The organism is Bradyrhizobium lablabi (assembly GCF_900141755.1).
Taxonomy (GTDB): domain Bacteria; phylum Pseudomonadota; class Alphaproteobacteria; order Rhizobiales; family Xanthobacteraceae; genus Bradyrhizobium; species Bradyrhizobium lablabi_A.
Map to the genome: position 1 here is coordinate 7,165,183 of NZ_LT670844.1, position 24,444 is coordinate 7,189,626.

Sequence of the window (24,444 nt, forward strand, 5' to 3'; positions counted from 1 at the left end):
CGGGACCAGGGCGAGCACGAGCGGGGCGCTATCGCTGCCGTTCGGCCGCGGCCCATTTCAAGGGCTCCGAGGACGATGCTTCGAGCGGCGTTTGACCGCTTCGGTCATTTTGCCGATCAAGCTCGCCATTGACTGCCGACGGCGCGTCGCGAAGTGGACCAGCGATCTGAGGTGTCCGACAAGGGGATTTCCGCTATTTTCCAGGTCGAGTTCGAATCTTTCGAGCGGAAATATCATTGCACATCCCGCCGGCTCGCTATTCCTTCGCGCAAATGAGCGCGCGGAATTTTCAAACAGAAAAATCCCGCCGATCTTGCCTCTCGCATCACGGGCAACCCAAAAGCCTTCGCTGTTGCGGCCGATGAAAAATGTCGGGATGGTGTCGTTGACGATACTGGGATCGAGCGGCTGAAACGGCGCGGTAGCTATGGTGGGCTCGTCGATCGGCGAAATGCCGCAGCGCTCGCCTTCCGGCTCGATCGCAGTGGTGGAGGTTGTTGGAGCACACCGAAACAGGTTTGGGCTGGTTAGCGGCACGGCGATCATGGTGTCTTCGGCGGTTGCGGGCGTTCCCAAGGCACGGCCGTGGGCGAATGCGAATGATAAGCAGACGATGCCGTAGGAATGCGAGACGGGTTGGCGTCGCGCATCATAAGAAAAGTATAAGTATCGTGGGGCGAGCGGCCGCAAGGTTAATGCCTTAAGGTATTTATAGCGCGGCTATGAGAGCGCGCAGGAGGTCGTCTCGATTTCCTATGCGGTAATCTGCATCTTCGGATCGATAGCTCGCGATATGAGCTGACGATGGAGATCGGAAGATGGCTCGCTCTCTTGCTGGCGGCGATGAACTTCCCGGCTTGATCCGCAACGATGGCCTTCAGAAAGGCTACAGGTTCGGCAGGATTCACGTCAGACGCGTTCGCGTGCGGACCGCCTTGAGCCGCGTTAGCGGCCGTCTGAAAGAGCTGATCGAAGCCGTCGCCGATGCGAAGCTGCGTCGGATGGAGCGCGAGCTTGAGCTTCGCGGTGCTGGTTTCGTGCGGGTCGAAGAGAGCCTTGTGGCGCGCCAATCGGCTTCGACAGCGCGTCCGCGGGGATCGAGATGGGAAAAATAGTCTCCACCGATTCCGGTTACCATTCCAAGAGGAGCGTCCGATGCTTCGGCTTCCTTCCACCGTATCCCTTCTTATTTCCCTCCTGCGCCGCGCCCTCTGGGACGGGTCAGCCGGGAAGTACCACCCGGAAGATCACTATATGCGTGGTCCCGGGCCGAAATGGCGGGAAAAGCATTTTGGCGACCGCACGCCCGCCGGCGGCCGGTGAGTGAGTCTCGGCAGACAGCTCTCCGCACGCTGCGGCCTTGCGGATTTGACCACTACGATTTGGCCGCCGCATCCTCGTGAGAGCGACGCCGGCTTTCGCCGGGACCGGCGAGATCCTCGCCGATCGCCGCGATTGCGCCGGCGACCTCGGCCTTCGCGGCATCGGTGAGTTCAACGATGGGCAGGCGCGTGGCGGGTGACATGAAGCCGAGCAGGCAGAGCGCATATTTCAGCGCTGCCGGGTTCTCCCTGGAAAGTGCTGATGTCAGCGGCGCCAGCCGATGTTGCACATATCTCGCGGACTGCAGGCGCCCTTGCCTGGAGCTCGAATACATCGCCAGGCACAGATCCGGCGCGACGTTCGAAATCGTCGAGATGGAGCCATCCCCGCCATTGGCGAAATAAGCCAACGCCGTCGCATCGTCTCCGGACAACAGTCGAAAGCCTGACGGCAGCAGCGGCCGCAACCGCATCGGACGCGCAACGTCGGCTGTCGCATCTCTTAGTCCGATGAACTGTTCCGCCTCGGCGAGCCGGGCGAGGGTGTCGTCGGCGAGTTCGCGGATCGTGCGGGAGGGAATGTCGTGCAGAATGATAGGCAGGTTGGTCGCCTCCGCGATCGCCCGAAAATGCGCATGGATGCCGGCCTGCATCGGCCTGTTGTAATAGGGCACGACCGAAAGCACCGCGTCCGCGCCGGCGCGTTCGGCGCGCCGCGTCAGTTCGATCGCGTGGCTGGTTGAATTCGACCCCGCTCCGGCAATGACGCGGACGCGGCGGCGGGCCACCTCGACGGCGACACCGACGATGCGCTGTTGCTCGACAGGCGTTAGCGTCGAGGCTTCGCCGGCGGTCTCGCAAACCACGATCGCCGGGACACGTGCGTCGATCTGACGTTCGCAAAGTTTGGCCAAGGTCGCGAGGTCGACCGCGCCGCTTTCGTCGAACGGCGTCGGAAGATCGGGGATGTAGCCCGCGAGCCAGGTAGCGGGAAATGCCGGCGCGGCCATTGGATGTCACGCCGCCTTTTCGATATGCCAAAAACCCTGCCGGCAGGCGGAGAGCACGAGACCCTGCTGGCACCTGACCCCGGCCTCGATCCGAAAGCCGATCTGCTCCAGGCGGGCACGGACCTTCAGGCAGAAGCCGCTTTCGCGAGAAGGGATCAGAACGGCGATCGCCGCGTTGGCGCAGAGCAGCGGCGAGATCTGGGTAAGAGCGGCCTCGATCTCGTGAAGCGAATTTTGGGAGGTGACGAGGCCGACCGAATATTGTCGCCTTGGCAGGCGGCTGGCGGTAGCTGTGGCGACGCGAATGAATCCGCGCCGCCGCAGCGCCAGACAGAGCTCCATTCGATCGGCGCCGGCGACGATCACGCGATGCAGGCTTGATAAGCGGGTGAGCCCGATCATGGTGTCCACGACCTGCTCGCCCTCGGGGACTGAATGAGGCTGAACCATTTGGCGCTCCATAACGGTCGGCCGGCTTGTCATGCGACGCGCCGCGCGCTCGTGGCGGGATCGGACGAGGGGAGCTTGCCATCGATGTCGAGCTCGATCCCGCGCGACAGCTCGACGATCGTCTCCGGATGGTGGCCATTCTCGAACAGCGCGTATTTGATGGCTTGCGCGCGGTTGACGAACAGGCCGCCGTAGAGGCCGTTCTGTTCCTGGGCGACCCAGTTGCCGCGCCTGTTCTTGCCGATGAAAACGACGGTGGATGCAGCGCTTAACGATGGAGGTTCGACGAGCTTCACGTTGGTATTCCTTCTCTTGACGAGCAGCGCTAGGTCCCGACGCGGCCGGATGTTCCGCCGCTTTGTCTTGTTTGCAAATGTTCGGAGGGGAGTGATCGATCGGGAGACTGCCTTACTCATGCTCCCAATATCTTCCCGCCCGGATATGAATTCGAGGCAGGCAAGACGGCGATCTCATAAGCGCCGCATAAGCTGGCGCGAGGCTGCCCCAAACCGGGACGGTGGCGCGCGCGACGCGCGGCCGGGAAGTGCCGCAATAAAAAAGCCCCGGGCGATGCCGGGGCTTGGAGGTGGTGGAGAGATGGAAAAAATCAGTATTTCGCGACCACCGGCGAGTCCCAGTGGAATTTGTAGTTCACGCCGACAAGCGCGGTTTGCACCCGCTGCCGCGTCAGGATGGTTTCGCCGGTAATGGCCTGGCCGGGTGTCGTGGTGAAGTGCTGCGCGAAATCATCTTCGAAGAAGATATAATTGTATTCCGCGAACACCGACCAGTTCGGCGCAAACATCCATTCGAGGCCAACGCCGACGTCCATGCCGGGCATCGTGAAGCTGCCGGAGGACTCAAACAGCGCGCCGCTTCGCAGGAAGACCGAATTGCGATTGGTCACCCACGCCATACCGCCCTTGCCGTAACCGAGCAGCGTCGGCGTCCACAAATAACCGATCCTACCGGTTGCCGTGTAGATCGCCTTGAGACTGTTGGTCTCCGTGAACCCCGGGACATCCGGAATCAAATGCCTGCCGTTGACATTGCCGAAGTCGAAGCTGCCGCCGACACCAAACACCAAATTGCTGGCCTGGAAGTCACAACCGGCCTGACCGCCTCCGACAAACCCGCTGTCGTTTTCGCGGCCGTAATTCGCGAAGGTGGGGCCGATCCCGTCCTGGCCTACCTGCGTCGTATCCATCTTGCTCCAGGCGCCGCCGACGTTGCCGCCGATGTAGCAACCAGTCCAGGGGTACACGACCGGTGCGACGACCGGCCGGGCCTTGACCGCCATGTCGGCGGCCGAGGCAACGCCGGTTGCGCCCAAGCCGACCAAAATGCCCGCGGCAAAAGCCAGTTTCAGATGTCGGTTCATACATTCCCCCTGCGCGGCCCCGCGGCCAAAGAACGAGTCTTGAAGGAATTATTAAATTGAATGTTTCGCTTGTGCGACTGCGAACTGCACGATGTGGACTGCGCAAACTCACTTTCCCCGCGCGCGTTGTACATCTGCGACATCGCAAGGCACCAAAAAAAATATAAAAATAATATAGTTCGATATCTCGCGCGTTGATTAATCACGGGAATATTAGGGGAGACGACCTTACATATCCCGACATCTCTCCGTCACGTTTCAGCGTTGCCGGCGTGGCGCTTCAAGGCGAAGGGCGCTTTGCGATTCACCAACGAGTGTGAAAATCATCCTCGCGCGCCGCGAAGGCGCGGCTCGAATAGCGATGTGAGTAGATCGGCGCGGTTGGGGCGGCCGATCAGAACCACGCCATCGCCTTCGCCGACAACGGTGGTTGCCGGCGGGGCCGTGAACACATCGCCGTCGCGGCGATTGATCTGAATGACGTCGTTCGCGCCACGGCTCTTTGCAAACGGCTCTTTGCAAATAATACGCAAGCAATATGCAAGCCACCCGGACTGGCTGGGTCGCACCGCATTCCGAAACGTTTCGTCCCCTCGAGGCGAATACCAAAATGAAAACCCGCCCGAAGCTGAAATTCGGGCGGGTTCGCTTTAGCTTAGGGGTAAAACACGACGCCTTGTTCAAGGGCACCGCACAACAATTCTATCACCAGATTCTGCACTGCACTACAAAAGATTCTCGATCACCACACTTCTATGCCCGTTAGACATAACGGGAGGAACATCGCTCGATCATTTCGCGCGAATGAGCGGAGCGCGATCTCAGTTTGTAGATCGGGACGGGCGTGCCACGGCATTTGTTAACGGCGAGATCGCAGGCCGGTCTGCTCCTTGTAAGTCTTATCATCGATAAAATGATGCGCTCGCTGCGACATGTTGCAAGCCGCAACCGGGGGCATGATCAAATTGCCCAATTGGCGCGGTCCGAGCGCGCATCAGAGCCGATCGCGAGTCTTCCAGACCAAAAAAACAAAAGCCGCGGTCAATCCGGCCGCGATGAGCATCCAGTTTTGGCCTTCGAAACCGAGAAAATTGAAATGCTTGACCAAAAATTGCACCGCGTCCGCCCCATTTTTTGGGCAGATTAATGGGTTCCGCGGCGAAAATATATTATTTTTATATTTATTTGTCAGTCCAGGCCACCGCGGCCCGCGAGCTCAATGGCGCTTCGCTTAGCGTCCTCCGACGCGGCACAGCTCTCGGAGATCGCTGCGGAGGAAGTTTGGTGGCCAGTTAGACCTTGGTAGCAAGGATGCTCAAAACAGTGAACGGGCGGGAAGTGCCGGACCAAGCGAAAGCAGTCTGTCGAACTCGCTGGGGTAGTAGCGGATGCCATCCGGCCCTGTGATGAAGACCTGCCAGCCCTGTTCTGCAAGGGCCTGTCCCTTGGCGATCGCGGCGGCAACGCTCAACCGTATCGTCGTCGTGCCTTCTTCGCCTCTTGTTGCCTGCACAATGAAGGTCACGGCAATCCCTTTTGCGCAATGCCCGATGTCGCGTTCTAGCAATTTCCGTTCCAGCGTCTTGGAGCGCGTGCGCTGTTGTTGCCGCAAGATTCATTCGTATTGCGTCGTTTCAATGTTCGAGTCGGATGAAAGATACTTCGATCAAAGATACTTCGATCAAAGATATTTGTATCAAACGTAAGATTTGGATCAGAACATCAGACATGAGATTTCGAGCGCACCTCGATCGACAGGCCATTTAGAAAATCCTCCAGGGCCTGCCGGCCGGCCAGTTGAGCCGCGTGATGGGAGCGGAAGCCGCCTTCCCACAATCTGACGCCCATCGGCTTGCGTTTGCGGCGTATCTCCCAGCACCAGGCGTTCTGATCGCTCCAGGAAACGGCAACGTAGAATGACCGGCGCGGCGAAGGACGGAGCATAGCGATTCTAGGCCCCTTCGGTTTGACGGAAGGGCTTTTGCGAGCGCCGGTCGTCGGCTGTGCGACACCGCATCGCTTTAGTCCGCTGACGAATTTTCAAGGCGGGCCTGAAGGCGATAGCCGACGCCCGACTCCGTCACCAGCAGGCGCGGGTGATTGGGATCGGTTTCGATTTTCTGCCGCAGTTTGCGAACCAGAATTCGCAAGTACTGGATATTGTCTCTCTGGTTGCCGCTCCAGATCTCTTTGAGGAGCTGGTCGTGCGTCACCACGAGGCCGACATGCGTCGCCAGGATGTGGAGCAGGCGATACTCTTTTCTGGTCAATCGGATCTGGCCGCTATTGAGAGAAACGGTGCGGCCGACGAGATCGACCGACAGCGGACCGGCGACGACGATCGGATTTTCCGTCGCGGTCTTGAAATATCGTCGCAGCGCAGCCTCGCTGCGCGCGAGCAGTTCGGCCATGCCGAACGGCTTGACCACGTAATCATCGGCTCCGGACTGCAGCAGCCGAACCTTCTCGTCCTCATCAGACACCACCGAGAGAATGATGACGGGCACGTTCGACCATGATCGAAGTCGTTCGAGAACTTCCGTTCCATGGAGGTCCGGCAGAGCCAGATCAAGAATGATGAGGTCTGGTGCGCTAAATGTCGCGGCCTTCAATCCCTCCTCGCCGTTTTCCGCCTCGAGCACGCTGAAGCCGCGAAGTTCGAAACCCGCGCGAAGAAACCGTCTTATCTTTGGCTCGTCGTCGATCAAGAGCACGACGTTGCTGGGTTTATTCATCTCTCAGCGCTGCCAATTCAGAAGGCTCCATTGAAGCGCCGGGCAGGGCGATGGAAGCCGTCGTTCCCTGTCCCTGGCCCCGGCTCGAGACATCAATGGTTCCGCCGTTTGCCTTGACAAAGGTTGATGCGATCCAAAAGCCGAGGCCCGACCCCGGAATGCTGGCCCGATGGCGCTGGCTGCGGAATGAGCGAAGGCCAAGCTGTTGCCGCTCGTCCGGCGTTATTCCGACGCCTTGATCGGAAATCGACAGAACGACGCGATCCGCTTCCGCCCGTGCGCGGATCGAAATCGTCGAGCCGGACGGCGAGTATTTGGCGGCATTTTCGAGAAGCTGTCCGCAGGATTCCTCGATCAGACCTGAATCCACATTGACCAGCGGCAAATCTTCGCCGAATTCGACCTCGACCTCATGGGCCAGCAATTGCCGGGCTCTTCCCTTGACGGCTGCGTTGACGATGTCCCTTGGATCTGCCCATTCGAGGCGCGGGCTGACGCCGCCCGCGGTAACCCTTGTCGCATTGAGAAGGTTTCGAATGAAGCCATCGAGCTGCGCCGCTTCATCGGAGATTGCCTCGACCAGCGAATGAAGCGGGCCGTTTCCCCGGACGTCAGGCATCGAATCCATCACGCTTGCCGAACCCCGGATGGCGGCGAGCGGCGTGCACAATTCATGCGAAAGCGTGCCATGGAAGGCGTCTCGCAACAGCTGCGCCTGCAGATGCAGCCTTGCGTCCGCCATCGCCTTTTCGATATGGAGACGCTGCAGCGTCATGGACACTTCTTCAAGGATGCTCTCGACGCGGCGCGTCTTGAGGGCAACCGCTTCGCGCGAGCCGTCTCCGATATTGACGGCAACGAGGCCATGAACCGCAGTTTCGGAACTGACCGTTCCAAGCAACCAGACGTCCTGTGTCGCTTCATTGACGATCGCGTGGGCGGGATCGCCGATTTTTGCGGGCATCGCGGCGACACGGTCTCGCACCAGTGTTGGAACCGAGCCTGAATCGGGCGGCTCAAAGCGATCATCGGCGCCGGCTGCGAAGAATACGACCTGTTGTCCGAGCGTGCGAGACAGGTAGTTCTCAATGGCCGCGATCAGGTCCGATACCGTGAAACAGGCCGCCAAGCGTCGCGAGAATTCGTAAAGCTGCAGAATTTCGGTTTCGCGCCGGCGTACCGCGTCGGTCTCCTGGCGCAAGCGTGAGGCCAGATTGCTGCTGACCAGCGCCACCACCAGAAACACCAGCAAGTCGATGACCTCTTGCGGATCGTCGACGCGAAAACTGAAGAGCGGAGGAAAAAAGAAGAAATCGGCCGCGGCCATGCCGGCGATCGATGTCAGGGTGGCCGGCCAGATTCCCCACCTGGTTGCGGCGACAATGACGGGTATCAGGTAAGCGACCGGGACGAGGCTGGCAGCGACCGCCTTGTCAAGCGGCAGCAGGACGGCGGTGACCAGGCCGACCGACAGCAAGGACAACAGCAGAGGCAGCACGTCCGCCCGCAAGACACGATACGCAGTTAGCTCGTCATCCGGCTGCAGGACGCCCTCATTGCCGCTTCCAACCGGCCTCGCACGCGCCTTTGCGGGCTTTGGCACCATGAGCAGATCAGAATTCAAAAAATATGCCTCGTAGGTAAGACATCGAATGCTCGTCACGACGAAGGATCGTCACAATGGCTCGCTAACAGCCTTCGTGAGACCTAGCCCCCGGCAACGTTTGATCGCGACGCAAGAGTTATAAAAGTTAAGAGTATCTGCTCGCAGGGCTAGCGATCGCTAACCGCAGCGCGTCGCGAAAAAATCGTTCACCGTTTTTGCTTCAATCGTTGCCTCGATGTCGCCAACTACCCAGCAATGCGAGCATTCTCTATAACGACGTAGAAAATCTATGTTGTTGAGAGAGCAAGGAAATATAAAAAACATATATAAAATCGAATTGCCTATTCGATCCGCCCACGTTTTTGGCGCGTCTGAGCAGCTTTTCAGCAGAATCCGGGAGCTGGGGCTGGTCAGCCGGTTCTCATATCGCGGCCAAACAGCATAGAGAATCAATGTACCAACCGCGCGCCGTGCTTCGGCGCTCGAGGTTCGCAATCACCCGGGCGAAGCGCCGTCGGGGTGCGGCAGCCTTCCGTCCGGCGTCCGCGCCATCGCGTTGATGTAGTTGAGCGCCTGTTTTTCACCGGCAAGCTCCGGCTTCGACGCACGATACAATTCCGCTTCGCTGGGTTGACGATGCGGAGGAGGGGCGAGGGTCGCGATCGCGCTCGAGCTGATGTATTTCGGCGGATACAGATAGAATTCCATCAATGGCATATGCGGGCTGCGCCCATTGCGCTTGAGAATCGCTTGCGCCAACGATCCCGCTTCCGGGTAGATCGCGCTCCAGCCCGCAAAACTGCTGGCCAATATCTCCAGCGACAAAATCGTCGTCGCGATCCCAGCGAAGCCTTCGTTGGACTTCTTTGCACTCCTGGTCGTCGAAGCCTTTTTGAGAAGGCGACGAAACTCCCGATGCTTCTCGATGAAGGGCCCGAGCCGCGCCTTCCACATGATGTCCGGCAGGCACGAATAGCCGTGCAGCTCGTGGTAGCTCTCGATCAGGCTGCGGCATTGCGCCGTCAGGCTCTTCGGCAGGAAGCCGGGATCGAAGTTCGCAGCCTTGTCGGCGAGAACGGCGCCACCTGAATCGTTCGCAACCTCTGCCACGACTTTGCCTCGCCTTGCGATAAACGAACAGATTTCGCCCAACGCGTCGCAGCATAACGAGCAGTGGCATATATCTTCGATAGGTAGTCAGGGTCGCCTTCGTAGGAAAAAAATAGGACGAGGCGTCGCTGATGATTCAGCGCGCGAAAAATTGTTGTGTTGGTTCTTCTAAGTATTGCGAAAAAGTCACATCGCGGGACAAACTGTTGCGGCGCACCGCGAGAATTCGCGGAAACGTCACGAATTTCGCCTGGCATTTGAGCAAACCACCAGGGAATTGGCTCGAGCTTGTGCAGTCGAGCGCCAAAATGCGGCTTTCCCTATTTTTTCCCAATTAAATGCCGCGCCAAGTCCAATCGATAATTTTTGCCCCCTTGGGAAAGATGAGCAGGGTTAACGGACTCGTGAGCGCGTCTGTAAGGCGACTGTAAGGCGACTACAAACAACAGGTTGGGGCAAGACTATGAAAAGACTTCTTCTAGCGGGCGTCGCGGTGTCAGCGATTGGTCTGAGCAGCGCGGCACAAGCGGCCAATCCGTGCCCCTACGGCGGCGATCCCTACAAGAATTATGATTGCCTCGACCCTTATCTCGGCACCGACTTCCTCAGCCGCTTCATCAACTACTACCGGCTCGAATGGGGACATGACGTTGCGCCTGCCGATCCGAAGGCGCCGTCGTCACGCCGCCCTGAGAGCGAGGTGCCGCCGGCGCCGCAGAGCACGCCGCCGATGCCGTTCGCCGAGTGGCCCTATGGCGGCAGCACCAACCTCGGCGTGACCCGGCCGAGCTCGGTCGACAGCCCGCTGATGGCGGCGATGTCGAATACACCGTTCGGCCAGTGGATGAACGACATGCACATCCAGGTCTACGGCTGGGTCGATCCCGGCGGTAACCTCTCGACCAACTCGGTCCGCGGCGGCAACGCGCCGGCGGCCTATAGCTACAATCCGAACACCGTGCAGCTCGATCAGGCGGTGCTCTATATCGAGCGTCTGCCGGATACGGTTCAGAAGGATCACATCGACTGGGGCTTCCGTCTCGCGCCGATCTACGGCGAGAATTATCGCTACACCACCGCGTTCGGGCTCTGGAGCTACCAGCTCCTGAACCAGAACAAGAACAACGGCTACGACATGCCGATGGCCTATGGCGAGGTGTTCATTCCGCAGGTGATGGAAGGCTTGCTGATCCGGTTCGGCCGTTACATCTCGATCCCGGACATCGAGGCCCAGCTTGCGCCGAACAATTACATGTACTCGCACTCGATGACCTATACCTTCGACAACTATACCAACACCGGCATCGAAGCGACGCTGGCGGCGACCAAGAACTGGATTTTCCAGGCAGGCTTTATTGACGGCACCGAGGCGATGCCCTGGCATGTCGGTGCAAGGATCGCCAATCCGTTCCCGAATGCGCTCTATCCCGGACTAACCATGCCGAAAGATCCGGGCGCGGTTCCGACCATCACCCTGGGCGTGCGCTGGACCAGCGACGACGGCAAGGACGACCTCAATCTCGTTGCGGACGGCATCAACGGCGGCCAGTGGGGTTACAACAACCTGCAATGGTACGGTGGCACGTACTACCACAAGTTCAACGACCAGTGGCACATCTCGATCGAATCCTACAACGAGCACCAGAACAACGTAGCTAATCTGCTCAATCCGCAGGCGCTTGCCATCATCAATAACGGCGGCACGCCGTTCTCACCGCAATACATGCCGTTCAACGCACCGTTCGGCGCGATCTGCAAGACGGCCGCGGTGCTGAGCTGTACCGCCGAATTCCAGACCGCGCTGATGTATCTGAACTACAAGCCAACGCCTTTGGACAACATCTCCTATCGCGCCGAATTCGTCGACGACAAGGAAGGCCAGCGCACCGGTATCAAGACGCGCTACATCGAGACCGGCATCGGCTGGCAGCACTGGTTCTCGCCCCAGATCGAAATCCGGCCCGAGGTTTCCTACTACAAGGCGCTGGATAATTTCGCATTCAACGGCAACCCGAACCTCTTGATCGCGCCGACCAAGAAGTACGCCATCATCGGTGCGGCGGACATCATCATTCATTTCTGATGCGTGGAAAGATCGCGGCGGCCTTAGCCGTCAGACGCAGAACAGTTCGATAGGGGAATACAATGAAGCGAATTCTTTTCACCACCGTCTCGCTCGGGATGCTGGGCCTGATATCGCCCGCGCTTGGCGCCGATCTTCCGATGAAGGCTCCGGTGGTCGCGACGCCGCTGTATGACTGGTCCGGCTTCTATGTCGGCGTCTATGGCGGCGGCGGTTTCGGCAACCACAATCTCAACAACGCGCTCGGCCCTCTCGGCTTTGCCAATTTCACCATCAACTACGACTCCACCGGTGCCATCGGCGGCGGCGAGGTCGGCTACAATGTGCAGAGCGGCAATATCGTGGTCGGTGTCGAGGCCGATGGGTTCTGGTCCGGCATCAAGGGCAGCGATCTCAGCCAGTTCAACAACGGCACGCTGCCGATCTTCGCGATCGACCAGACCAAGCTCAAGGATGGCGCCTCGTTTCGCGCCCGCGCCGGCATTGCCGCTGACCGCTTGTTGCTGTTCTTCGACGGTGGCTGGGCTTTGGGCTACCTGGATCATACCAACACCGTTCCCGGCGTCGGCGTCGATGCGTTTACGGTTCACCGCAGCGGCCTGGCCGCCGGCGGCGGTATCGCCTATGCGATCACCAACAACCTGATCGGCAAGTTCGAATATCGCTACTACGATTTCGGCAGGTTCGTCCGCAGCAACCCGACAACCGGCGTGCTGCCCTACACCGTCGACAGCACCTATTCGGTCGTGACGCTGGGCCTCGACTACAAATTCAACTGGGGCGGCCCGGTCGTTGCGAAATACTGATCGGTTCGCCTGAGCTGATGGCGGCACCCTGATGGATCGAGTCTGAAATCCCCGATCCCGTCAGGCCGTTAGGTGAGTGCGGGTTTTCATTTGGAGGCAGAGATGACCTATTTGATGGGAAGAAGTGCGCGAATCGGGTTCGCGACCGTGGTTGCAGCGATCGTGACCGCGGGGTTCAGCGGCAATGCGCTCGCAGCTCACAAGGGACACCGGCACGTTCACGGCACAGTCTATGAGAGCCGCGCGCAGCTCGTCTCGCAACCGCCGGCGCAGCTTGGGCCGATGCGTTACTACGGCGGTCCGAAATCGCCGATGTGGCGATAACGCGGCGCGCGGAGCGTCACCTTTGGTGAGGTTCGTTTGCCGAGCCAGGTCCGATTGTTTGACATGCGATCCGGCAAGTTGCACGGACCAATCGTGCTAGGACTTTGCAACATCCCCGAACCGGGCTTGCAGGCGATAGCCGATGCCGGACTCGGTGATCAGCAGCCGCGGATGATCCGGATCGGGTTCGATGATCTGCCTGAGGTCGCGGACGAGGATTCGCAGATACTGAATATTCTTTCGGACGTTGCCCTTCCAGATCTCCTCCAGCAATTCGTCGTGCGTGACCACCAGGCCGACATGTTTGGCGAGGATGTGCAGAAGGCTGTACTGCTTTCGGGTCAATTTGATCTGGTAATTATTCAAAAGGACGGTTCGGTCGACGAGATTGATCGACAGCGGACCGGCGACCACGATGGGGCTCTCGGTGGCCGACTTGAAATATCGCCGCAGTGCAGCCTCGCTGCGCGCCAGCAGCTCGGCCATGCCGAACGGCTTCACCACGTAGTCGTCCGCGCCGGCCCGGAGCAGGCCGACTTTTTCTTCCTCGTTCGATTCGACCGAAAGGATGATGATCGGGACATCCGACCAGGACCGGATTGTCTCGAGCACCTCCGCTCCACGACGGTCGGGCAGGGCCAGGTCGAGGATAATGAGATCCGGCGAATTGAAGGTCGCCGCTCGCAGTCCTTCGGCGGCGCCTTCGGCTTCCTGCACGGAAAAGCCGCCGTGAAGCTCGAAACCCGCGCGGATGAACCGTCTTATCTTGGGTTCATCATCAATCAGGAGCACGAGATTTGTGAGTTTGCTCATTGGCCGTATCCCGCCAATTCAGAATCCTCGGTCCGGGCGAAGGACATTAAGACGCGGCGGGATAGGCAAACGCGCCGCAACCCCATGAAAGGCCCGTATTCCATACTGTTGTTGAGTCAGACGTTGCCCCGTTACCGAAAGCTATTTCCGGACAACACGAACGTGCATTGTTTCCGTATAAGAAATCAATGTGGCTACGTCGCAGAAGAAGTATGAATAAAGATAGGATTGCTGGAACGAGCGGTGGCCTGGAATCGTTGCCGCTCGATGTCTAGCCGCCGACCGAAAACACCTTGGCAAGGTCGGAGGCGCCAGGCAGATCAACAGCGCCCAGCTTGCTCGGCGGCGGCGCGAGCGTCGCGATGGCGGCGGAGCTGATATATTTCGGCGGATACAGATAGAACTCCATCAAGGGCATATGCGCGCTGCGCGCATTGCGCTTGAGGATCGCCTGCGCCATCGATCCCGCTTCCGGGTAGATCGCGCTCCAGCCGGCAAAACTGCTAGCCAATATCTCCAGCGACAATAGCGTCGTGGCGATCCGCACAAAGCCTTCATTGGACTTCTTTGCGCTTCTGGTGGTCGAGGCTTTCTTGAGGAGTTGCTGAAACTCCCGATGCTGCTGGATGAACGGTCCCAGCCGGGCTTTCCACAGGATGTCGGGCAGGCACGTGTAGCCGTGCAGCTCGTGATAGCTCTCGATCAGGCTCCGGCATTGCGCTGTCAGGCTTTTTGGCAAGAAACTGAAATCAAGGTTTTCAGCCTTGTCGGGAAACGCCGCGCTATCTGCGTTGGCAATCTGTGCAACGGCTTCCATCGTCCCGCCTCGCCAAGAGCGAACAGATTCCGCTCAATGCGTCAGCTTAGCGATGGGCGACATATATCTTCGATGTGCAATCACAGCCATTTGCATAGAAAAAATATAGCCAATGAATGCGTGAGTTTTTTCAGCAGCAGGCGAGAGCGTGCTCAATCGGCGCTAAGCGTCGGGAATGTAGCGCAAAAGACACATCGCGGAACAAACTGCTGCGACGCATCGCGCAAATCCAAAGAAATGTCATGAATTCCGCCGCGCGCTTGAGCAACGCGATGAGCAATTGACGCTTTCGGATGCAATCAGCGTCAATCGCATTCGTTCAGCTATTTATTTTTAATCTATTCGCCGACGAAACCGTATCGATTTTTCTTAAGCCCCCAACGAATGATCGATCACGAGGGTTAACGGAATCGTGAGAACGCCTGAAGGCGTCTGTGGCAACAGCTTGGGGCAAGACTATGAAAAGAATTCTTTTGGCGGGCGTCGCGCTGTCAGCGATTGGTCTGAGCAGCGCGGCACAAGCGGCGAGTCCGTGCCCCTACGGCGGCGATCCCTACAAGAATTATGACTGCCTCGACCCCTATCTCGGCACCGACTTCCTGAGCCGCTTCATCAACTATTACCGTCTTGAGTGGGGACACGAAGCCCCGCCGGCCGATCCCAAGGCGCCGCCATCGCGCCGCGACTACTGGCCCGGAACGCCGCAGGCCGTTCCGCCCTATCCGTTCACCGAATGGCCGTACGGCGGCGCCACCAGCCTTGGCGTCACGCGGCCGAGCTCGATCGACAGCCCGCTGATGGCGGCGATGTCGAATACGCCGTTCGGCCAGTGGCTGAACGACATGCACATTCAGGTCTACGGCTGGGTCGATCCCAGCGGCAACCTTTCCAGCAACACGGTGCGCGGCGGCAACGCGCCGGCGGCCTATAGCTACAATCCGAACACCGTGCAGCTCGATCAGGCGGTGATCTATTTCGAGCGTCTGCCCGATACCGTCCAGAAGGATCACATCGACTGGGGCTTCCGCATCGCGCCGATCTACGGCGAAAACTATCGCTACACCACGGCATTCGGGCTCTGGAGCTACCAGCTCCTGAACCAGAACAAGAACAACGGCTACGACATGCCGATGGCCTATGGCGAGGTGTTCATTCCGGGCGTCATGGAAGGACTGATGGTCCGGTTCGGCCGTTACATCTCGATCCCGGACATCGAGGCCCAGCTTGCGCCGAACAACTACATGTCATCGCACTCGATGACCTACACCTTCGACAACTACACCAACACCGGTATCGAAGCGACGCTGGCAGCGACCAAGAACTGGATCTTCCAGGCCGGCTTGACGGTCGGCACCGAGGCAATGCCCTGGCATGCCGGCGCAAGGATCGCCAATCCGTTCCCGAACGCGCTCTATCCGATGTCCACGATGGCGAAAGATCCGGGCGCGATGCCGAGCGTGACCCTCGGCGTGCGCTGGACCAGCGATAGCGGCAATGACGACATCAACCTCGTCGCAGACGCCATCAACACCGGCCAGTGGGGTTACAACAACCTGCAATGGTTCGGCGGCACCTATTATCACAAATTCAACGACCAGTGGCACATCTCGATCGAATCCTACAACGAGCACCAGAATAACGTCCTGAACATTCTCAATCCGCAGGCGCTCGCCATCTTCAACGCCGGAGGCACGCCGTTCTCGCCGCAATACATGCCGTTCAACTCGCCGTTCGGCGCGCAGTGCAAGAGCGTGGCGGTGCTGAGCTGCACGGCGGACTGGCAGACGGCCCTGATGTACGTGAACTACAAGGCGACCCCGCTCGACAACATCTCCTACCGCGCTGAATTCGTCGACGACTATCAGGGTCAGCGCACCGGCACCAAGACCCGCTACATCGAGACCGGCATCGGCTGGCAGCACTGGTTCTCGCCCCAGATCGAGGTCCGGCCCGAGGTTTCCTACTACAAGGCGCTGGATGCGTTCGCCTTCAACGGCAATCCGAACCTCGGCATCCCGGCCAACAGGAAGTACGCCCTCATTGGCTTGGCGGACATCATCATTCACTTCTGACGCGTGGAAAGATCGCGGCGGCCTTAGCCGTCAGACGCAGAACAGTTCGATAGGGGAATACAATGAAGCGAGTTCTTTTCACCACCGTCTCAGTGCTGGGGCTGATGTCGCCCGCGCTTGGCGCCGATCTTGCCATGAAGGCGCCGGTGGTCGCGACGCCGATGTATGACTGGTCCGGCTTCTATGTCGGCGTCTACGGCGGCGGCGGCTTCGGCAATCACAATCTCAACAACGCGCTCGGCCCGCTCGGCTTTGCGAATTACACGATCAACTACGACTCGACTGGCGGCATCGGCGGCGGTGAGGTCGGCTACAACGTGCAGAGCGGCAATTACGTGGTCGGCGTCGAAGGCGACGGGTTCTGGTCCGGCATCAAGGGCAGCGACCGTAGTCAGTTCAACAATGGCACGCTGCCGATTTTCGCGATCGACGAGACCAAGCTTCGCTACGGCGGCTCGTTTCGTGCGCGAGGCGGTATCGCTCTTGACCGCATCTTGCTGTTCGTCGACGGCGGCTGGGCAACCGGCAGCCTGGTTCATACCAACACCGTTCCCGGCGTCGGCGTCGATTCATTCACGGTTCAGCGCAGCGGCCTGACCGCCGGCGGCGGTATCGCCTATGCGATCACCAACAACCTGATCGGTAAGTTCGAATATCGCTACTACGATTTCGGCAGGTTCGTCCGCAGCAACCCGACAACCGGTGTGCTGCCTTACACCATCGACAACACCTATTCGGTCGTGACGGTTGGCCTCGACTACAAATTCAACTGGGGCGGCCCGGTCGTTGCGAAGTATTGACGGTTCGCCCGAGCGGATGGCGTCACGTCGCGCTCTGTAGCGGAGGGATGGTTGTTGAGGCGAAGGGCAGGGGTCGTGCTGGCTGTGGCAGCGTTGTGCGCGGTCGTTGCGGGATGCGTCAGCGACATGGGCGCGCCGAGCGCGGAAAATTCCGGCGCCAATCAACTTCGCTACTTCGGGGGACCGAAATCCCCGATGTGGTCAGGCCAGCAAGCCGGCCAATAGGTGAGTGCAGTTTTTTCAATGGAGGCAGACATGATTTATTTGATGGGAAGAAGTGCGCGGATCGGGTTCGCCACGCTGGTCGCGGCGCTCGTGACCGCGGGGTTCAGCGGCAATGCGCTGGCAGCTCACAAGGGACACCGGCACTTGCACGGCGCCGTCTATGAGAGCCATGCGCAGCTCGCCTCGCAACAGCCGGCGCAGCTTGGGCCGATGCGCTACTACGGCGGCCCGAAATCTCCGATGTGGCGCGGTCCGGCGAATTAGACACGCTTAGCGTTGCGCCTGAGCGAATAGATCTTTTCTCTGCGCCTCCTTGGAAGATGCGCAGCGTTATCGGAGCCGCGAGAGCGCGTGAGGGCGCCGGTAACAACAGCTTGGGCGAAACAGTGAAAATAGCTTTTTTGGCTTGTGTCGCGTTAGCAGCGTTCGGTCTAATCGATGCGGCACAGGCGGGCGATGCGGGGAGGGGGGCGTGCGCCTATGGCGGCGATCCCTACAAGAATTATAACTGCCTCGAGCCTTATCTCGGCAGCGATTTCCTCAGCCGCTTCATCAACTACTACCGGCTCGAATGGGGGCACGACGTTGCGCCTGCCGATCCGAAATTACCGCCGGGACGCCGCGACTACTGGCCGGCGACGCCTCAGACGCTGCCGCCGATGCCGTTCACGGAGTGGCCGTATGGCGGCAGCACCAATCTCGGCGTGACGCGGCCGAATTCGGTCGACAGCCCGCTGATGGTTGCGATGGCGAATACGCCGTTCGGCCACTGGCTGGACGATATGCACATCCAGGTCTACGGCTGGCTCGATCCCGGCGGCAACCTCTCGACCAACACGGTGCGCGGCGGCAACGCGCCGGCGGCCTATAGCTACAATCCGAACAATGTGCAGCTCGATCAGGCCGTGCTCTATATCGAGCGTTTGCCGGATACGGTCCAGAAGGATCACATCGACTGGGGTTTTCGCATCGCGCCGATCTATGGCGAGAACTATCGCTACACCACCGCGTTCGGGCTCTGGAGCTACCAGCTTCTGAACCAGAACAAGAACAACGGCTACGACATGCCCATGGCCTATGGCGAGGTGTTCATTCCCTGGGTGATGGAAGGCCTCAACATCCGGTTCGGACGCTACATCTCTATTCCGGACATCGAGGCGCAACTTGCCCCGAACAACTACATGTACTCGCACTCGATGACCTATACCTTCGACAACTATACCAATACCGGTATCGAAGCGACGCTGGCGGCGACCAAGAACTGGATCTTGCAGGCCGGCTTTTCGGCCGGAACCGAGTCATTGCCCTGGCATGTCGGTGCACGGATCGCCAATCCGTTCCCGAGCGCGCTGTATCCAATGCAAACCATGCCGAAGGATCCCGGCGCGGTTCCCAGTTTCACCCTGGGCGTGCGCTGGAGCAGCGACGACGGCAATGACAACATCAATCTCGTTGCCAATGCCATCAATGGCGGCCTGTGGGGCTACAACAACCTGCAGTGGTATGGCGGCACCTATTACCACAAATTCAACGACCAATGGCACATCTCGATCGAATCCTACAATGAGCACCAGAATAACGTGCCTAACCTGCTCAATGCCTCCGCGCTCGCCATCATCGCCAACGGGGGCACGCCGTTCTCGCCGCAATACATGCCGTTCAACGCTCCCGGCGGCGCAATCTGCAAGAGCGCGGCGGTGCTGAGCTGCACGGCGGAATTCCAGACGGCTCTGATGTATCTGAATTACAAGGCAACGCCTTTGGACAACATCTCGTACCGCGCTGAATTCGTCGACGACTATCAGGGTCAGCGCACCGGTACCAAGACCCGCTATATCGAGACCGGCATCGGCTGGCAGCACTGGTTCTCGCCCCAGATCGAGGTCCGGCCCGAGGTTTCCTATTACAAATCGCTGGATGCGTTTGCATTCAACGGCAACCCGAATCTGGGCATCCCGGCCAACCGGAACTACGCCATCATCGGCGCGGCCGACATCATCATTCACTTCTGATGGATGGAAGAGCGTGGCTCAAATTGTCCCTGCAAAGTCCAGGGGTAAAGCGCGCGCGGCCGCTGTTGTCCTTAACTTCAGCAACCCGCTGCCTATGCCGGGGGCAACAGTAGAATGTCTGAGCAAATCCGCAAATTCTATCGCTTTGGCTATTTTCACTATATGACTTTCATCGAAAATCACTCTTGGACTCCCGTGCGGTTTTCAAGACACGTAAGCCTGATGTAAGTTCAATGCTGTATCGCAACATAACAAACCTAATCAAAGAATGATGAGGTGTTGTTAGGCGAGTGGCCGTGCATCGCTTTGGGGGTAGTAAACGTGAACGTTTTCAAAAACCTGTCGAGACGTTCTCGGGCGGTTTTTCTGGCTTTGATCGTGATCGGCGGAGCCGCGCTATTATGGAGCAAGGGTTTCATCGGCCTTGCCGATGTCCAGGCGCAGCGGAAGGAGCGGACCGCATCCACCGCCGCGGACCAGCCTGCGTCGGATAAGGCCGCCGACCTGCCCATTGTCGACTTGTCGGACAAGCAGGCGGGCTCGCTCAAGATCGGTCCGGTCGGATCGCGTGAGTTCGCGATTCTAAAGACGTCGGTCGGCACCATCGACTTCAACGAGAATGTGCTGGTCCAGGTTTTTTCCCAATATCCGGGCAAGATCCTGAAGGCGTTCTTCAATCTCGGGGACGAGGTGAAGCAGGGCGACATCCTGTTTACGATCGACAGCCCCGATCTCCTGCAGGCGGAGTCGAACCTACTCGCCACCGCCGGTGTCCTCGAATTGCAAAAACGAGTGCTGGCGCGGGTGACGATGCTGCTGAAATCCGGAGGCAGCGCCCAGAAGGACATCGATCAGTCGACGTCCGACGAACAGACCGCCGAAGGCAACTTCAAGGCGGCGAGAAATGCGGTTCGCATTTTCGGCAAGACCGACGAAGAGGTCGACCAGATCCTGGCGCAACGAAAGGTTGATTCCACGTTGCTGGTGCCGAGCCCGATCTCGGGAAAAGTCGTTGCGCGCAACGCGGCACCGGGATTTCTCACTCAGCCCGGCAACGCGCCCGCGCCGTTTTTGATCGCCGATGTGTCGACGATGTGGATGCTGGCGAATGTGATCGAGACCGATGCGCCGGCCTACCGATTAGGCCAGGCAGTCGAGGTCAGGGTGCCGGCCTACCCGGATACTGTGTTCAAGGGGCACGTTACGAATCTTGGGGCGATCATCGATCCAAACTCCCATCGACAGCTCGTGCGTTCCGAAATCGACGATCCCCAGCATCTGTTGCGATCGGGGATGTATGCAAGTTTTGTGATTCACGTCGGAGACCCCGTCAATTCGCTTGCGGTGCCTGCCCAGGGCGTGGTCAGGGAAGGTGACGGCACGATGACGGTGTGGGTCACAAACGACAGCCGGCGCTTCACCAAGCGAACCGTCAAGATCGGCTTGCAGCAAGGCGGCTGGACCCAGATCCTGGAAGGCCTTCAGCCCGGAGAAACCGTCGTCACGGACGGTGCGGTATTTCTGAGCAACAAGCTCTTGCTGGGCGATGCCGGCTAAACCACGCTTGCGCTCGTTAAATCAAATACACACGGCGAGGTCACTTGATTAAGTCCCTGTTACAGTTCGGTCTGACGCGCAGCGCGATCATCGTCCTGGGCCTTGCGGTGTTCTGTGCCGCCGGGCTGATTGCCTTTACCAACTTGAATATCGAAGCCTACCCCAACCCGGCCCCTGTGATTCTGGAGATCACCGCGCAGGCGCCGGGTCTGTCCGCCGAGGAGATGGAGAAGTATTACACCATTCCGATGGAGGTTGGCCTCTATCCGACGCCAGGCGTCGTCAATGTCCGCTCGACGTCTTTTTATGGCCTGTCGTTCGTCCGGGTGACTTTTGCGTATGGTGTCGACTATTACTTCGCGCTGTCGCAAGCCTCGATCAGTTTGACCCAAAACGTCAATCTGCCTGGCAACCAGGTTGCGCAAATTCAGCAGTCCAGCCTGGTCGGAGAAATCTACCGGTATCAACTGGTCGGTCCGCCGCACTTCGGGCTCACCAATCTGCGGACCCTGCAGGACTATGTCGTCACGCGCCGGCTCCTGACCATTCCCGGCGTGGTGCAGATCAATTCGTGGGGCGGCACCACCAAGCAGTTCAATGTCGATGCGGACCTGCAGAAGCTCGAAGCCTACAACGTCACCGTCCCGCAGCTGATCAGCGCGCTCGGCAACGCCAACATCAATGTGGGCGGCCGCGAGATCACCATCGGACAGCAATCGGTCAATATCCGCGGCATTGGGCTCGTCGACAGCGGCGGCGCCGACGACGTCACCAAGGGATATAAGGTCCAGGATATCGAGAACGTCGTCCTCACCCAGTCAAACGGGCTGCCGATCCAGATCAAGAACGTCGCCAAGGTCAGCGTCGGCTACGTCCCACGGCTCGGAATTGCGGGCAGGGATCACGATGATGACGTAGCAGCCGCAATCGTCGTGATGGGGCGGACCCAGCACACCAACGATATCATTCCGCGCGTTCAGGCCGCCGTGGAGAAGCTCAACAGCGACGGAAGCCTGCCGCCCGGGGTCAAGATCGTTTCCTATTACGATCGCAGCTCGCTGGTCGGCGTCACCACCCACACCGTGCTGCACAATCTGATCTTCGGTTGTCTGCTGGTTTTCCTCATTCAATGGGTTTTCCTCGGCGATCTCCGAAGCGCCATCATCGTCGGCGCCAACATTCCGTTCGCGCTGTTCTTCGCCATCATCATTCTGGTGCTGCGTGGCGAAGATGCCAACCTTCTCTCGCTCGGCGCGGTCGATTTCGGCATCATCGTCGATTCCGCCGTGATCATGATGGAGAACATCTACCGCAACTTCCAGTCCACCCCGGAGCACCGGCAAACGCTCCTTCGCCAGCTTTCCGAGGGGTATTGGGGACCGGATCCGACATCGGTGGCGGGACACACGACCGCAAGCCAGCGGTGGAATGAGCGGTTGCGCATCATCTTCGCGAGCGCGCTGCAGGTCGACAAGGCGGTCTTCTTTACCGCCGCGATCACGGTGACCGCCTTCGTGCCGCTGTTCACGATGACAGGTGTGGAAGGGCAGATCTTCGGGCCGATGGCGCGAACCTATGGCTACGCGCTTGCGGGAGCGCTGCTCGCGACCTTCACGGTGACGCCGGTGCTGGCCGCGCTGCTGCTTCCCAAGCACATCGAGGAGGTCGAAACGGTGATCGTGCGCGGCCTGCGCGCGACCTACACGCCTGTGCTGCGCTGGGCGCTCGGCAATTTAAAGGTCGCGGTGATCATCGGCATTGTCTTCATGGCCGTGAGTTTCCTCGCGGCGTCGCGGCTCGGCAGTGAATTTCTGCCTGCCCTGGAGGAGGGCAATCTGTGGATCAGGGCGGCCATGCCGCCCACCATCTCGCTCGATGCCGGCACCGAGGCGACCGGCAAGATGCGCGAGATATTGCTGAGGCATCCCGAGGTGCTCACGGTGGTATCGCAGCATGGGCGGCCGGATAACGGCAGCGACGCCTCGCCATTCTCCAATGTCGAGTTGTTCGCACCGCTAAAGCCCTTCGACGAATGGCCCGCTAACCTGACCAAGGAGATGCTGACGGAGGAACTGCAGAAGGAATTCAGGGAGGAACTGCCCGGGGTCGGGTTCAACTTCTCCCAATATATCCAGGACAATGTCGAGGAAGCGCTGTCGGGCGTCAAAGGCGCCAACTCGGTCAAGATCGTCGGACCGAACCTTGAGATACTGGAACAGCTCGCGACCAAGGTGATGGCCGAGATGGCGAAAGTCCAGGGCGTCGCCGACCTCGGAATTTTTCACCTGCTCGGTCAACCCAACCTGAACATCAAGGTCGATCGCGAAAAAGCCGCGCGCTACGGCCTCAACACCGGCGACGTCAACAGCGTCGTGCAGGCGGCGCTGGGCGGCACCAATGCAACCACGGTTCTCGAAGGCGACCGGCAATTCAGCCTGGCGGTCCGGCTCGATCCCAAATATCGCGCCAGCATCGACGCTGTCCGTTCCGTTAAGGTCGCCTATGCGACCCCCTCGGGGACAAATGCCTACGTCCCACTCAGCGAAATCGCGGACATCACCCTCGATACCGGCGCTTCGTTCATCTATCGCGAGCGCAGCCAGCGCTACATCCCGATCAAGTTCAGCGTACGCGGCCGCGATCTCGGCGGCACGGTGGCGGAAGCCCAGGAACGGGTCGCCAAAGCCATCAAGCTTCCGAACGGCTTCCAGATCCTGTGGGCCGGCGAGTTCGACGACCTGCAGAATGCCAAGCAGCGGCTGATGATCGTTGTCCCCATCACGCTGCTTTTGATCCTTGTGCTGCTCTACGGCCTGTTCAACTCGCTGCGTGACAGCCTTTTGGCGGTTGCCGGCATCCCCTTTGCGATCGGCGGCGGGCTGATCGCGCTTTATCTCGCCGGCCTTGATTTCAGCGTCTCGGCGGCGATCGGCTTCATCTCGCTGTTCGGCGTCGCTGTCATGGACGGCATTCTCAACATCACCTATTTCCGCGAACTCCGGGTTCAGGGCATGGATATCAGCGAGGCGGTGTTCCACGGCGCCGAGCAACGGATGCGGCCGATGTTGATGACCGCACTTTCGGCGGGCGTCGGATTGTTCCCGGCGGCGATTTCCCATGGCATCGGCAGTCAGGTGCAGCGGCCTTTGGCAACCGTTGTGGTCGGAGGTATGTTTATCGGACCTCTGCTGCTGCTGGTCGTCGCGCCCGCGCTCCGAAAGATTTTTCTCTCGAGAGACCGGGCGTCCGAACCTGAAAGTGGCGGCGAAGCCGTCGCGGCGGCCGAGGGCGGTTTGGAGAGTTGATTGGGAAGGCGCAATG

General features: G+C 59.5%; 23 protein-coding genes. 11 read left to right on the forward strand and 12 right to left on the reverse strand.

The features are described 5' to 3' along the window. Window positions 1–57 precede the first annotated feature (57 nt). Window positions 58–546 (reverse strand): hypothetical protein, encoded by a 489-nt coding sequence (locus B5526_RS33370; protein ID WP_154071579.1) that lies wholly within the window; start codon window positions 544–546, stop codon window positions 58–60. Window positions 547–818: 272 nt separating this feature from the next. Between B5526_RS33370 and B5526_RS33375 the strand changes: the two genes are divergently transcribed. After that, window positions 819–1,115, forward strand: a complete 297-nt coding sequence (locus tag B5526_RS33375) for a hypothetical protein (RefSeq protein ID WP_079543935.1) — start codon at window positions 819–821, stop codon at window positions 1,113–1,115. Window positions 1,116–1,375: 260 nt separating this feature from the next. Here the strand turns inward: B5526_RS33375 and dapA are convergent, their stop codons facing one another. The 4 genes from dapA to B5526_RS33395 all read right to left on the reverse strand — a co-directional run bounded on the left by dapA (window position 1,376) and on the right by B5526_RS33395 (window position 4,163). Then, window positions 1,376–2,332 carry a 4-hydroxy-tetrahydrodipicolinate synthase gene (dapA, locus tag B5526_RS33380; RefSeq protein WP_079543936.1) on the reverse strand — a complete coding sequence of 319 codons (957 nt, stop codon included), beginning with the start codon at window positions 2,330–2,332 and terminating at the stop codon, window positions 1,376–1,378. Between the two features lie 6 nt (window positions 2,333–2,338). Further along, window positions 2,339–2,782 carry a hypothetical protein gene (locus B5526_RS33385; protein WP_079545775.1) on the reverse strand — a complete coding sequence of 148 codons (444 nt, stop codon included), beginning with the start codon at window positions 2,780–2,782 and terminating at the stop codon, window positions 2,339–2,341. A gap of 29 nt (window positions 2,783–2,811) precedes the next feature. Beyond that, complete coding sequence (locus B5526_RS33390; protein WP_079545777.1) at window positions 2,812–3,078, reverse strand: hypothetical protein; 267 nt, start codon at window positions 3,076–3,078, stop codon at window positions 2,812–2,814. Window positions 3,079–3,389: 311 nt separating this feature from the next. Next, window positions 3,390–4,163 carry an outer membrane protein gene (locus B5526_RS33395; protein WP_079543937.1) on the reverse strand — a complete coding sequence of 258 codons (774 nt, stop codon included), beginning with the start codon at window positions 4,161–4,163 and terminating at the stop codon, window positions 3,390–3,392. An 844-nt stretch (window positions 4,164–5,007) separates the two neighbouring features. On the opposite strand from B5526_RS33395, the gene B5526_RS38180 reads away from it, so the two are divergent. Continuing rightward, window positions 5,008–5,310 carry a hypothetical protein gene (locus tag B5526_RS38180; RefSeq protein WP_154071580.1) on the forward strand — a complete coding sequence of 101 codons (303 nt, stop codon included), beginning with the start codon at window positions 5,008–5,010 and terminating at the stop codon, window positions 5,308–5,310. Between the two features lie 168 nt (window positions 5,311–5,478). Here the strand turns inward: B5526_RS38180 and B5526_RS33405 are convergent, their stop codons facing one another. The 5 genes from B5526_RS33405 to B5526_RS33425 all read right to left on the reverse strand — a co-directional run bounded on the left by B5526_RS33405 (window position 5,479) and on the right by B5526_RS33425 (window position 9,614). Then, window positions 5,479–5,775 carry a hypothetical protein gene (locus B5526_RS33405; protein ID WP_079543939.1) on the reverse strand — a complete coding sequence of 99 codons (297 nt, stop codon included), beginning with the start codon at window positions 5,773–5,775 and terminating at the stop codon, window positions 5,479–5,481. Window positions 5,776–5,885: 110 nt separating this feature from the next. Beyond that, a complete protein-coding gene (locus B5526_RS33410) occupies window positions 5,886–6,107 on the reverse strand; it encodes a hypothetical protein (RefSeq protein ID WP_079543940.1) in 222 nt (73 codons plus the stop codon). Window positions 6,108–6,184: 77 nt separating this feature from the next. Continuing rightward, complete coding sequence (locus tag B5526_RS33415; RefSeq protein ID WP_079543941.1) at window positions 6,185–6,898, reverse strand: response regulator; 714 nt, start codon at window positions 6,896–6,898, stop codon at window positions 6,185–6,187. Continuing rightward, entirely contained in the window at window positions 6,891–8,522 is a 1,632-nt protein-coding gene (locus B5526_RS33420) for a sensor histidine kinase (protein ID WP_154071581.1), read from the reverse strand. The genes B5526_RS33415 and B5526_RS33420 overlap by 8 nt, the downstream gene beginning before the upstream one ends. A 477-nt stretch (window positions 8,523–8,999) precedes the next feature. Continuing rightward, window positions 9,000–9,614 (reverse strand): hypothetical protein, encoded by a 615-nt coding sequence (locus B5526_RS33425; RefSeq protein WP_154071582.1) that lies wholly within the window; start codon window positions 9,612–9,614, stop codon window positions 9,000–9,002. Window positions 9,615–10,077: 463 nt separating this feature from the next. Between B5526_RS33425 and B5526_RS33430 the strand changes: the two genes are divergently transcribed. The 3 genes from B5526_RS33430 (at window position 10,078) to B5526_RS33440 (ending at window position 12,827) form a co-directional block, all read left to right on the forward strand. After that, window positions 10,078–11,697 (forward strand): outer membrane beta-barrel protein, encoded by a 1,620-nt coding sequence (locus B5526_RS33430; RefSeq protein ID WP_079543944.1) that lies wholly within the window; start codon window positions 10,078–10,080, stop codon window positions 11,695–11,697. 62 nt (window positions 11,698–11,759) lie between these two features. Continuing rightward, the gene (locus B5526_RS33435) at window positions 11,760–12,503 is read left to right on the forward strand and encodes an outer membrane protein (protein WP_079543945.1); all 744 of its coding nucleotides are present in this window, start codon (window positions 11,760–11,762) and stop codon (window positions 12,501–12,503) included. A 102-nt stretch (window positions 12,504–12,605) separates the two neighbouring features. Continuing rightward, entirely contained in the window at window positions 12,606–12,827 is a 222-nt protein-coding gene (locus B5526_RS33440; protein WP_079543946.1) for a hypothetical protein, read from the forward strand. A 96-nt stretch (window positions 12,828–12,923) separates the two neighbouring features. Here B5526_RS33440 and B5526_RS33445 read toward each other — a convergent pair whose 3' ends face one another. Together B5526_RS33445 and B5526_RS33450 are read right to left on the reverse strand one after the other, a co-directional pair. Next, on the reverse strand, window positions 12,924–13,640 hold the full coding sequence (locus B5526_RS33445; protein ID WP_079543947.1) for a response regulator: 717 nt from the start codon (window positions 13,638–13,640) through the stop codon (window positions 12,924–12,926). A 271-nt stretch (window positions 13,641–13,911) separates the two neighbouring features. Further along, window positions 13,912–14,457 (reverse strand): hypothetical protein, encoded by a 546-nt coding sequence (locus tag B5526_RS33450; RefSeq protein WP_079543948.1) that lies wholly within the window; start codon window positions 14,455–14,457, stop codon window positions 13,912–13,914. Window positions 14,458–14,915: 458 nt separating this feature from the next. On the opposite strand from B5526_RS33450, the gene B5526_RS33455 reads away from it, so the two are divergent. The 6 genes from B5526_RS33455 to B5526_RS33480 all read left to right on the forward strand — a co-directional run bounded on the left by B5526_RS33455 (window position 14,916) and on the right by B5526_RS33480 (window position 24,428). Continuing rightward, window positions 14,916–16,529 carry an outer membrane beta-barrel protein gene (locus B5526_RS33455; RefSeq protein ID WP_079543949.1) on the forward strand — a complete coding sequence of 538 codons (1,614 nt, stop codon included), beginning with the start codon at window positions 14,916–14,918 and terminating at the stop codon, window positions 16,527–16,529. 62 nt (window positions 16,530–16,591) lie between these two features. Continuing rightward, window positions 16,592–17,329: an outer membrane protein gene (locus B5526_RS33460; protein WP_079543950.1), complete on the forward strand. Its 738-nt coding sequence runs from the start codon at window positions 16,592–16,594 to the stop codon at window positions 17,327–17,329. 255 nt (window positions 17,330–17,584) lie between these two features. After that, window positions 17,585–17,818: a hypothetical protein gene (locus B5526_RS33465; protein ID WP_154071583.1), complete on the forward strand. Its 234-nt coding sequence runs from the start codon at window positions 17,585–17,587 to the stop codon at window positions 17,816–17,818. Window positions 17,819–17,940: 122 nt separating this feature from the next. After that, window positions 17,941–19,566, forward strand: coding sequence for an outer membrane beta-barrel protein (locus tag B5526_RS33470; protein WP_244562122.1), 1,626 nt, complete (start codon window positions 17,941–17,943; stop codon window positions 19,564–19,566). Window positions 19,567–19,887: 321 nt separating this feature from the next. Then, the gene (locus B5526_RS33475) at window positions 19,888–21,123 is read left to right on the forward strand and encodes an efflux RND transporter periplasmic adaptor subunit (protein WP_244562123.1); all 1,236 of its coding nucleotides are present in this window, start codon (window positions 19,888–19,890) and stop codon (window positions 21,121–21,123) included. Window positions 21,124–21,167: 44 nt separating this feature from the next. Continuing rightward, complete coding sequence (locus tag B5526_RS33480) at window positions 21,168–24,428, forward strand: efflux RND transporter permease subunit (RefSeq protein ID WP_079543953.1); 3,261 nt, start codon at window positions 21,168–21,170, stop codon at window positions 24,426–24,428. Window positions 24,429–24,444 lie beyond the last annotated feature (16 nt).

Bases quoted from the DNA above. Each gene is read 5' to 3' on its own strand.
- B5526_RS33455 (WP_079543949.1), top strand. From the start codon at position 14,916: ATGAAAAGAATTCTTTTGGCGGGCGTCGCGCTGTCAGCGATTGGTCTG.
- B5526_RS33465 (WP_154071583.1), top strand. From the start codon at position 17,585: ATGATTTATTTGATGGGAAGAAGTGCGCGGATCGGGTTCGCCACGCTG.
- B5526_RS33370 (WP_154071579.1), bottom strand. From the start codon at position 546: ATGATCGCCGTGCCGCTAACCAGCCCAAACCTGTTTCGGTGTGCTCCA.
- dapA (WP_079543936.1), bottom strand. From the start codon at position 2,332: ATGGCCGCGCCGGCATTTCCCGCTACCTGGCTCGCGGGCTACATCCCC.
- B5526_RS33375 (WP_079543935.1), top strand. From the start codon at position 819: ATGGCTCGCTCTCTTGCTGGCGGCGATGAACTTCCCGGCTTGATCCGC.
- B5526_RS33395 (WP_079543937.1), bottom strand. From the start codon at position 4,163: ATGAACCGACATCTGAAACTGGCTTTTGCCGCGGGCATTTTGGTCGGC.
- B5526_RS33450 (WP_079543948.1), bottom strand. From the start codon at position 14,457: ATGGAAGCCGTTGCACAGATTGCCAACGCAGATAGCGCGGCGTTTCCC.
- B5526_RS33410 (WP_079543940.1), bottom strand. From the start codon at position 6,107: ATGCTCCGTCCTTCGCCGCGCCGGTCATTCTACGTTGCCGTTTCCTGG.
- B5526_RS33440 (WP_079543946.1), top strand. From the start codon at position 12,606: ATGACCTATTTGATGGGAAGAAGTGCGCGAATCGGGTTCGCGACCGTG.
- B5526_RS33445 (WP_079543947.1), bottom strand. From the start codon at position 13,640: ATGAGCAAACTCACAAATCTCGTGCTCCTGATTGATGATGAACCCAAG.
- B5526_RS33460 (WP_079543950.1), top strand. From the start codon at position 16,592: ATGAAGCGAGTTCTTTTCACCACCGTCTCAGTGCTGGGGCTGATGTCG.
- B5526_RS33415 (WP_079543941.1), bottom strand. From the start codon at position 6,898: ATGAATAAACCCAGCAACGTCGTGCTCTTGATCGACGACGAGCCAAAG.
- B5526_RS33385 (WP_079545775.1), bottom strand. From the start codon at position 2,782: ATGGTTCAGCCTCATTCAGTCCCCGAGGGCGAGCAGGTCGTGGACACC.
- B5526_RS33430 (WP_079543944.1), top strand. From the start codon at position 10,078: ATGAAAAGACTTCTTCTAGCGGGCGTCGCGGTGTCAGCGATTGGTCTG.
- B5526_RS33435 (WP_079543945.1), top strand. From the start codon at position 11,760: ATGAAGCGAATTCTTTTCACCACCGTCTCGCTCGGGATGCTGGGCCTG.